The sequence below is a fragment of the Methylobacterium nigriterrae genome (assembly GCF_037106235.1).
Lineage (GTDB): Bacteria > Pseudomonadota > Alphaproteobacteria > Rhizobiales > Beijerinckiaceae > Methylobacterium > Methylobacterium nigriterrae.
Window position 1 is genome coordinate 17,886 of sequence record NZ_JBAWTG010000065.1, and the last position, 9,138, is coordinate 27,023.

A 9,138-nucleotide genomic window follows, 5' to 3' on the forward strand; every position below is an offset into this window, starting at 1 on the left:
GCCGGCTGCGGCTCCGATGTGACGGAAGCCTGTCCGAGAGCAAGTTCCGCCGAAATGGCCAGCGCTTCGGCTAAGAAATGCGATGCCACAATGAGTTAGAGAGCGGCGGCGGGCTCCGGGAGGCGCGCGGGCGCGCCTCGCCCGGGCGCGGGGATGGTCCGGGCGACCGGCACCCGCGACGCCTCGACGACGGACGCGAGCGCGTCGTTCAGGCACGTGACCAGGATGTCGGCGGAGGTGGCGCGGCGCAGCCGGTCCAGTGTGGCGGGGTCGCGCTCGCGCCAGAAGCCCACGAGGATGCGTACCCCGGGGACGGCGGCTCTCGCCCGTCGCACGGTGAAGCGGATCTGCGAGAGGCTGACCGGCTCGAGATACGAGAAGCAGATGAGCGCGATATCCAGATTCTCCGGCCGCTCGCCGGCGCGCAGGGCCGCCATCGACATCACCTGCGAGGCGAGACCGTGGCGCCCGAGGATCTGGCTCAGCATCAGGGTGGCGGCCTCGTCGAAGGGGCCGCGGCTCGACACACAGAGCACCGGCGTCTCGCCCTGCCAGCCGGGGGCGAGATCGGCCTTCGCGAGCACGATCCCCGCTGCACGCCGGTCGGGTCCGGCGGCGGCCAAGGCGGCGGCGGTCTCCGTGCTGCCGAGGCGGGACGAGGAACCCCTGCGGGTACGCCGCCGCACCTGGGTCTGGCCGAGGCGTGTCACGACGGAGCGGATCGCGGCGCCCACCTCGTCCTGCCGGTCACGGTCGAGGGTGCCGCGCGAGAGATCGTCCTGCGCCATCAGGAGGCCGGCGAGCACCACCTCGTCGTAGTAGGTGACGAGGGCCCGCTCGCGCAGGAACTCGCGGCCCTGGTCGATCGCTTCGGCCGGGTCGTTGGCCAGCATGCGCTGGTAGAAGATCTCGGGCGGCGACAGGGCCGGCTGGTCGCCCAGCATCACGTCGAGGTACCAGAGCCGCTCCACGTGCCGCCCCAGCACCACGAGGCAGACCGTGAGCGGCGTCGCGAGCACGAGGCCGATCGGTCCCCACAGGAAGGTCCAGATCGTGGCGGCAAGGATCACGGCGACCGGCGAGATGCCGGTCGAGTGGCCGTAGAGCAGCGGCTCGACCACGTGACCGCAGATGGGCTCGACCACGACGAAGAGGGCCGCGGTGGCGATGACCATGGTCCAGCCCGGATCGACCGCGGCCGCGAGCACGAGGGGCAGGAGCGCGCTGATGCCCGCGCCGATATACGGCACGAAGCGCAGGATCGCCGCGAGGACGCCGAACAGGGTCGGACTCGGCACGCCGATCAGCCAGAGGCCGGCGCCAATCACGATGCCGAAGGCGATGTTGAGGGCAAGCTGGGCCAGGAAGAAGCGGCTCAACCGGCTCGCCGCGTCGTCGATTGCGGCCGTGGTCTTGCGCAGATCCCCCGACCCGGCGAGCCGGATCATGCGGTTGCGCAGGTCCTCCCGCTGCAGGAGGATGAAGATCGTGAAGATCAGGATCAGGCCGGTGGTGGCCAGCGGGTGCAGGATCGGGCCGCCGAAGGTGGTCAGCGTCTCGATGACACCGGCTTTCGGCGCCTTGATCTCGACCGTGAGCGGCCGATCGGCGGAGCCCGGCTTGGCCTCGGCCTCCTCGGTCCGGGCCGGTTGCAACTCGGCCCCGAGATCCTGCACCATGTCGATGATGCGGGAGAGCGTGCCCTGGCTCGCGGTGGCCCCCCGCAGGGCCGTGATCTTCTCCCGCATCGTGATCTGATAGCGCGGCAGGTCGGCGGCGAGTTGCGCGGCCTCGTTGGCGATGAGCGTGCCGAGGCCGATCAGGACCCCGAACGCCACCACGACGACGAGCATCACGGCCGGCACCCTCGGCATGCCGATCCGCCGCAGCGCCCGCACCCCGGGCACCAGGACGAAGCTGAGGAGGATCGCCAGGGTGACGGGCACGAGGAAGTCGCGCCCGAAATAGAGCGCCGCCATCACTGTCACGATCAGCAGGAACGAGGCCAGGGCCACAAAGACCGGCAGCGCCTGCCTCAGGCGGCGGGCCGTGACAGGATCATCGATCATGCTTACGCCTCACATCACCGCCCGGCGGAGCCAGGCCCGGCCCCTCAGCTCGCCGGTGCGGCCTCGCCCAGAGCCGCGCTGATTTGGCTCAGCAGCTTCGAGAAGTCGACCGGCTTCGGGTGGTAGTCGTCGCAGCCGGCCTGGATCGCCTTGTCGCGATCCCCCGACATGGCGTGAGCTGTGAGCGCGATGATGGGGATGCGCTGCGTGTCGGTGCCGGATTTGAGCGCGCGGGCGGCCGACCATCCGTCCAGGATCGGAAGGTTCATGTCGAGCAGGATCACGTCCGGCCGGCCTGCGCGGGCCTGCTGCACGCCGGCTTCGCCGTCATGGGCCAGGATGACATCGTAGCCGCGGCGCTTGAGACGGCGGGACAGGAAGTCCCAGATCTCCTCGTGGTCCTCAACCAGCAGAATCTTGGCCATCACGCGATACCCCTCTCACGCGAGCCGCTGCGCGTCGTTCCCCAACGCACGGCGACGCGCAATCGTCGCAAATCCCCTCGCAGATCCGGACATGGTGCGGTCGCGCGAAAGGCTACCCGTCCGCATCGAGATGGAAGCGCACGCTCTCGATGTTGGCGCGCTCGAACGCCTGCATCACGTGCTGATAGGAGCGCTCCATCTCGGTGGCCTCGTCGCCCGGCGTATCCTCGGGCTTGAGCACGAACATCAGCATCGAGCGGCCTGTCACGTCGTAGCGCTCGCCCACCCCGAAGCTCGCGATCTCCTGGCCGTCCGGCAGGTTGGTGTCGAGAAGGCGGCTCCAGGCCTTGCCGCCCACCGATTCCGGCAGGGTGAACGACACGAGGTCGTGATAGGCGTTGTAGAGGATGAGGAGCGTCGCGTCGCCGCCGCGGCGATGGATGCCCGTGGCCTGCGCGCGCCCGTCGAGGAGGACGGCGATCGAGCGGGCGCCGGCGTCGCTCCAGCCCTCGGACGTCATCTCCTCGCCGTCGGGGCGCAGCCAGGTGACGTCCTTGACGCCGAGATCCTCGTCGAAGGCGCCCGTGAGGAAGCGACCGCGCGTGAGGATCGGCAGCGCGTTGCGCAGCAGCATGAGGCGTTGCGCGAACTCGGCGAGGTCGCGCTCCTGGTGCCCGATCGCCTCCCAGTCGATCCACGACACCTCGTTGTCCTGGCAATAGGCGTTGTTGTTGCCGTGCTGGGTTCGGGCGAACTCGTCGCCCGCGAGCAGCATCGGCGTCCCGCGCGACAGGAACAGCGTGGCGAGCATGTTGCGCATCTGGCGAAGCCGCACGGCCCGGATCTCTGGATCGTCCGAAGGGCCCTCGACGCCGTGATTGTAGGAGAGGTTGTGGGAGTGGCCGTCGCGGTTGCCCTCTCCATTGGCCTCGTTGTGCTTCTCGTTGTACGAGACCGTGTCGTTGAGCGTGAAGCCGTCATGCGCGGTCAGGAAGTTCACCGAGGCCCAGGACCGGCGGCCGCGCTTGTTGAACTTGTCGGCCGAGCCCGTGATGCGCGAGGCGAGTGCCGGCAGCAGGCCCTCGTCGCCCCGCCAGAAGCCGCGCACGTCGTCGCGGAAACGGTCGTTCCACTCGGCCCAGCCCGGCGGGAAGCCACCGACCTGATAGCCGCCGGGGCCGCAATCCCAGGGCTCGGCGATGAGCTTGACCGAGTTCAGCACCGGGTCCTGCCGACAGGTGTCGAGGAAGCCGCCGCCCTCGTCGAAGCCGTAGGGTTCGCGGCCGAGGATGGTGGCGAGGTCGAAGCGGAAGCCGTCGACGCGCATCTCGGTCGCCCAGTAGCGCAGCGAGTCGGTGACGAGTTGCAGCACGCGCGGATGGGACAGGTTGAGCGTGTTTCCCGTTCCCGTATCGTTGATGTAGTAGCGCTCCTGCCCCGGCAGCAGCCGATAATAGGAGGCGTTGTCGATGCCCTTGAACGAGAGGGTCGGCCCCTTCTCGTTGCCTTCCGCCGTGTGGTTGTAGACGACGTCGAGGATCACCTCGAGGCCGGCCCCGTGCAGGCGCGCCACCATTTCCTTGAACTCGGAGAAGGCGAAGTCCGGCACCGCCGCGTAGCGCCGCGCGGGCGTGAAGAATGAGATCGTGTTGTAGCCCCAGTAATTCACGAGGTCCTTCTGCTGCAGGTAATCGTCCTGCACGAAGGAATGGACCGGAAGCAGCTCGACCGAGGTGACTCCGAGACTCTTGATGTAGTCGAGGACAGCCGGGTTTCCGAGGCCCGCATAGGTGCCGCGCAGGCGCTCGGGCACCTGCGGATGGAGCTTCGTCAAACCCTTCACGTGGGCCTCGTAGATGATGGTCTTTTCCCACGGCACGTCCGGCTTGCGGTCGCGCCCCCAGGTGAAGGCCGGGTCGATCACCCGCGAGCGCCGCGTGTAGGGCGCGCTGTCCCGCTCGTCGAAGGTGAGGTCGTCCCCGGTCTCCATCCGGTACCCGAACAGGGCCGGGTTCCACGTGATGGATCCGACGAGGCCCTTCGCGTAAGGGTCGATCAGGAGCTTGTTCTGGTTGAAGCGATGGCCAGCCTCCGGCTCGTAGGGGCCGTGCACGCGGTAGCCGTAGATGGTGCCCGGCCGTGCATCCGGCAGGTAGCCGTGCCAGACCTCGTCGGTGTATTCCGGCAGCTCGATCCGCTCGATCTCGCGCTCGCCGGCATCGTCGAAGAGGCACAGCTCGACCTTGGTGGCGTGCGCGGAGAACAGAGCGAAGTTGACGCCGAGACCATCCCAGGTGGCGCCGCGCGGGTAGGGCAGCCCCTCGCGGATGCGGGCGCGCGCGGCGCGGGGCGAGGCGGAACCGGTCGCCCCGTTCTTGGTATTCTCGGCCATGATCACTCCGGTGGTCGGCGCCCTTTCGTACCCTCAACCGCGTCGCCGGCATGGGTGGCGTCCGAGCCGGAACGTGAACGTGCCGAGGCTGGCGAAGGTCCGTCGCGGCAGAAATTTTTGCGGCGCAGCAGCGCCCGGAGGAGCGCGACATGCAGGTCTCCGACGTGATGAGCCGGGACGTGGAATTCATCGCGCCGGAGGAGAGCGTGCGCGAGGCGGCGGTGCTGATGGGCGAGCTCGACGTCGGGGCGCTCCCGGTCGGCACGGCGACGGATATCGAGGGCGTGATCAGCGACCGCGACATCCTCTACCGCGTGGTCGCGGCCGGGCTCGATCCGAACACCACCACGGTCGGCGCCGTCCTGTCGCGCCCGGTGATCGCCTGCAGCGAGGGCGACACCGTCCGGGCCGCCATGGACCTGATGGCCGCCCACCATGTCCGGCGCATGCCGGTGCGGAACGCGAGCGGCGCGGTGACGGGCTGGCTCACCCTCGCGGACCTGTCGCGCAGCCTTCTCCTCGGCAGCGATGCCCTCCAAAACTCGCTCAGGGCGATGAGCGAGGACGCCTGATCACATCCTGTAGCGGCGGTGCAGGCTCGCCACCGCGTCGTCCGGCAGGGCGAAGCGCGCGGCCAGGTAGGCGAGGTAATGCTGGTTGACCCGGTCGCGCCGGTCGACGGCGAGCAAGGCGGCCCCGTAGGCGTGGGTGCCGAGACCCGCCGCCGTCACCGCCTCGAACAGGCCGCGCGTGGTGCCCGCGGCCAGGGCATCCCGCAGCACCTGCCGCTCGCGCTCGCCGGCGCCGATGCGCGCGAGCGCGGCGTCGGCCAGGCCGAGGTCAGGCCCCCGGCCGTTCGCCGCGACCGCCGAGGCCGCGACGCACAGGACGAGGGAGCGCTCCTCCAGGTCGAGCGAGCGCAGGTTCAGGGTGAGGGGCAGAAGCGTCTGGTTGCGGTTCTGCAGCCAGGCATGCAGCACCTTCTGACCGAGGCTCTCGACCAGCACGGCCCGCGACCGGGCGGGCGCATCGGCCCGCGGTGCAGGCGTCGAGACTTCCGCTGCTCGCGTGGCCGCGCCGGCGGAGGGCGGCGCATGGTCCGAACCGAGGAGCCGCCTGAGGCCGAGCAGCTGCGCGAGCCGAGACGGACCCGGAACGGGGAGCGAGGCGCGGTCCAAGGCGACTCCGGAGCGAGTGAGGCGTGTCTGGGCGGCCTGGGCCGCATCTGCTGCCTATAACGGCGCGCCGGACCGGTCGAGCCCGATCCTTGCCTGATCCCTGCTTGATCGGAGCCCGTGTCTTGCCTTCGCGGCACCGCGTCATAGTGTCGAGGAGCGCTGCGATCACCGGAGGATGGACCATGGTGGAGGAAGGCCCCGACCGGCCGGGCGGCCTTGCGGCCCTCGCCGAACGCTACGGCGTCAGCCTCGACGCGGTGCGGCACCTGCTGCGCGCCCTCGAAGCCGGTCACGGCACCATGGCGCAGTTCGACCACCCGGATCTCGGCGGCATGGGCCAGTGGTTCTCGGGCGGCATGGTGATGGTCGGGCGCATGTTCGATGCGGACCTCAAGGCGCGGGTCGCCGGGCTCTGCGGCGACCTGGCCGCATCGCTCCCGCCCGCGGCCTGGGAGGGCATGGCCCACGCCTCGTCGAGCCGGTCCGCCGCTTGGTATCCGGCCGATCTCGGCCGACCCTCGACGACCGGCGCGCAGAACGGCCTGCGCTACGCCTACTTCCCGCAGACCCGGCGCCTCGCGATCGAGTCGGGAAGCGGTCTCGCCCTGTACGATACCGGCGATCACATCGTCACGGGCGTCGCGCAGGCGGACGGCACCCTGCGCTTATCCGGCACACGCGGCGACATCGACCTGGCGGCGCTGCGGCGCGTCGACGGCGCGGCTCCGACGCCGGTGCGCGAGCCCGCGGCGGCACCGAAAGGCGCTCCCGCGTGGCCGCGCCAGGGCGCCTCGCCCGGACGGATGTCGCCGGCCGCCCCGGCGCCCGACCCGGCCCGCACCGGGCCCGGCGACGTCCTGACCACGCTCGAGCGTCTGGCCGAGCTGCACGCCAAGGGCGTGCTCACCGAGGCAGAGTTCACACAGAAGAAGGCGGAGCTGCTCTCGCGTCTCTGAGCGCGCATCGCCATATCGGGGAAGCGGCCGGACATGGATCGCGCGCATCGACCCATGGCCCTGCCCCGCGACCTCATCGACATCCGCACGATCTACCACGAGCCGGCCGTCACCGACTTCGCGCGCGGCCGCGAGATCCTGGCGCGGTTCCCGCAAGCCGAGCGCATCCTCGTCCCCTCGCACTGGAACATCCCGTCGCTCCACGGCAATGCCGGCTCGGTGGAGGATTGGGTGCGCATCAAGCGCTCGACCCTTGTGCTCGGGGTGAAGAAGGGGCTTGCCATGCGGCCGAACGGGCGCAGCGCCCATTTCATCGCGCCCTCGACCTCGAACGGCTGCGCGATGGCCTGCGCCTACTGCTACGTGCCCCGCCGCAAGGGCTTCGCAAACCCGATCTCCCTGTTCGTGAACATCGACGAGGTCTGCGCGGCCATCCGGCGCCACGCCGGGCGGCTGGGTCCGCTGCCGGAGCCCGACACGATCGATCCCTCCCGCTTCGTCTACGACATCGGCGAGAACGGCGACCTTTCGGTCGACGCCATGATCGGCGACAACGCGCGCGATCTCGTTGCGCTCTTCCGCGAGGTGCCGAACGCCAAGGGCTCCTTCGCCACCAAGGCGGTGAACCGCGACCTCCTCGCCTATGACCCGCAGGGCAAGACCCGGATCCGCTTCTCGCTGATGCCGGAGCGGATCGCCCGCGTCGTCGACGTTCGGACCGCGCCGATGCCGGAGCGGATTGCCGCGATCGACGATTTCCTGGCCGCGGGCTACGAGGTCCACGTCAACTTCTCGCCGGTCATCCTGTACGAGGGCTGGGAGGCCGATTGGCGCGCCCTGTTCGAGGCGATCGACGACACGATCTCGCCGGCCGCGAAGGCGCAGCTGAAATGCGAGGTGATCCTGCTCACCCACAATGCGGCGCTGCACGAGGTCAATCTCGGCTGGCATCCGAAGGCCGAGGCCCTGCTCTGGCGCCCGGACATCCAGGAGGCGAAGCGCTCGGAGGGCGGGGGCGACAACCTGCGCTACCGGAGCGGCTGGAAGGGCCGCTGGCTCGCCCGCTTCCAGGCCCTGCTCTCCGAGCGAATGCCCTACTGCACGGTCCGCTACGCGTTCTGACGAACCGCGGCCGGAGGAGCCGCGTTCCGGATCGCGTGCCTTTCCGGAGACCCTCATGACCGACCACGAGAGCCACATCCGCGACGCCGTCGCGCTCGCCCGCGACAACGCCGCCGCGGGCGGCTCGCCCTACGGCGCCGTGATCGTACGGGACGGGAGCGTCCTCGCGCGCTCGGTCAATACGGTCCACCGCACGAACGACCCGACGGACCATGCCGAGATGGTGGCCCTGCGCGAGGTCAGCCGGCGGCTCGGCAGCCGGGACCTCGCCGGCTGCATCGTCTACGCGAGCGGCCGGCCCTGCCCGATGTGCCACGCCGCGATGCGCCTGTCGGGCATCCGCGAAGCCTACTTCGCCTACACGGCGGAGGAGGCCGACACGTTCGGGATGCAGACGGCGGCGATCTACGCGGAAGTTTGCCGACCGCTCGCCGAGCAGCCGATGCGCCTGCACCAGCTCCGCCCCGAGGGCGAGGCGCCGCCCTACGCCCTGTGGCGAGACAGGCAGGCGCCCTGACGCGTCAGTGCGTCCAGGGCGCTGTGCGGTTGAACTTGAAATTGTCCGAGTACGACAAGCCCTTGCGCATGATCGGCTTGTGCGGCTCCTCGACCCGGTAGGCGATGCCGGCGCGCTTGGCGTAGGCGATCGCCTCCTCCTTCGTGTCGAACTCGAGCTTGACCTGCTGCAGCATGTCGGACGAGCCGACCCAGCCCATCAGCGGGTCGGTCTCGCGCGGGCTGGTCTGGTCGAATTCGAGGAGCCAGTTCTTGGTGCGGGCGAGGCCCGATTGCGAGGCGTCCTTCGAGGGCTGGAAGATGCGGGCGCTCGACATCGTTCGACTCAACGGCTCCGGAGGATGGTGGTCGGGGCGATAGGATTCGAACCTACGACCCCCTGGTCCCAAACCAGGTGCGCTACCAGACTGCGCTACACCCCGACACCCCGTTAGGGCCTTGTGGCTCTACCGTTTTGCCCGTTTCCGCGCAACCGCCGCG

Annotated in this window: 9 protein-coding genes and 1 tRNA gene; 4 read left to right on the top strand and 6 right to left on the bottom strand. The window is 69.8% G+C overall.

What is annotated here, in order from left to right:
* Nucleotides 1–95: 95 nt before the first annotated feature.
* The 3 genes from WDW90_RS24480 to glgX form a co-directional block, all read right to left on the bottom strand.
* Entirely contained in the window at nt 96–2,069 is a 1,974-nt protein-coding gene (locus tag WDW90_RS24480) for an AI-2E family transporter (protein WP_336490091.1), read from the bottom strand.
* A gap of 44 nt (nt 2,070–2,113) precedes the next feature.
* A complete protein-coding gene (locus WDW90_RS24485) occupies nt 2,114–2,494 on the bottom strand; it encodes a response regulator (protein ID WP_336490092.1) in 381 nt (126 codons plus the stop codon).
* Between the two features lie 112 nt (nt 2,495–2,606).
* Nucleotides 2,607–4,886, bottom strand: a complete 2,280-nt coding sequence (gene glgX / locus WDW90_RS24490) for a glycogen debranching protein GlgX (protein WP_336490093.1) — start codon at nt 4,884–4,886, stop codon at nt 2,607–2,609.
* 149 nt (nt 4,887–5,035) lie between these two features.
* Between glgX and WDW90_RS24495 the strand changes: the two genes are divergently transcribed.
* The gene (locus tag WDW90_RS24495; protein WP_336490094.1) at nt 5,036–5,458 is read left to right on the top strand and encodes a CBS domain-containing protein; all 423 of its coding nucleotides are present in this window, start codon (nt 5,036–5,038) and stop codon (nt 5,456–5,458) included.
* Here the strand turns inward: WDW90_RS24495 and WDW90_RS24500 are convergent, their stop codons facing one another.
* Nucleotides 5,459–6,064: a DUF533 domain-containing protein gene (locus WDW90_RS24500; RefSeq protein ID WP_336490095.1), complete on the bottom strand. Its 606-nt coding sequence runs from the start codon at nt 6,062–6,064 to the stop codon at nt 5,459–5,461.
* Nucleotides 6,065–6,246: 182 nt separating this feature from the next.
* On the opposite strand from WDW90_RS24500, the gene WDW90_RS24505 reads away from it, so the two are divergent.
* From WDW90_RS24505 to WDW90_RS24515, 3 genes are read left to right on the top strand one after another with little or no spacing between them, the layout of a single operon-like run.
* Nucleotides 6,247–7,020, top strand: coding sequence for an SHOCT domain-containing protein (locus WDW90_RS24505; protein WP_336490096.1), 774 nt, complete (start codon nt 6,247–6,249; stop codon nt 7,018–7,020).
* Nucleotides 7,021–7,074: 54 nt separating this feature from the next.
* Nucleotides 7,075–8,142, top strand: a complete 1,068-nt coding sequence (locus tag WDW90_RS24510) for a spore photoproduct lyase family protein (RefSeq protein WP_336490097.1) — start codon at nt 7,075–7,077, stop codon at nt 8,140–8,142.
* Nucleotides 8,143–8,197: 55 nt separating this feature from the next.
* Nucleotides 8,198–8,659: a nucleoside deaminase gene (locus WDW90_RS24515; protein ID WP_336490098.1), complete on the top strand. Its 462-nt coding sequence runs from the start codon at nt 8,198–8,200 to the stop codon at nt 8,657–8,659.
* 4 nt (nt 8,660–8,663) lie between these two features.
* Here the strand turns inward: WDW90_RS24515 and WDW90_RS24520 are convergent, their stop codons facing one another.
* Both WDW90_RS24520 and WDW90_RS24525 read right to left on the bottom strand, forming a co-directional pair.
* On the bottom strand, nt 8,664–8,975 hold the full coding sequence (locus WDW90_RS24520; protein ID WP_336490099.1) for an ETC complex I subunit: 312 nt from the start codon (nt 8,973–8,975) through the stop codon (nt 8,664–8,666).
* A gap of 28 nt (nt 8,976–9,003) precedes the next feature.
* Nucleotides 9,004–9,080 (bottom strand) — tRNA-Pro (locus WDW90_RS24525).
* Between the last annotated feature and the right edge of the window lie 58 nt (nt 9,081–9,138).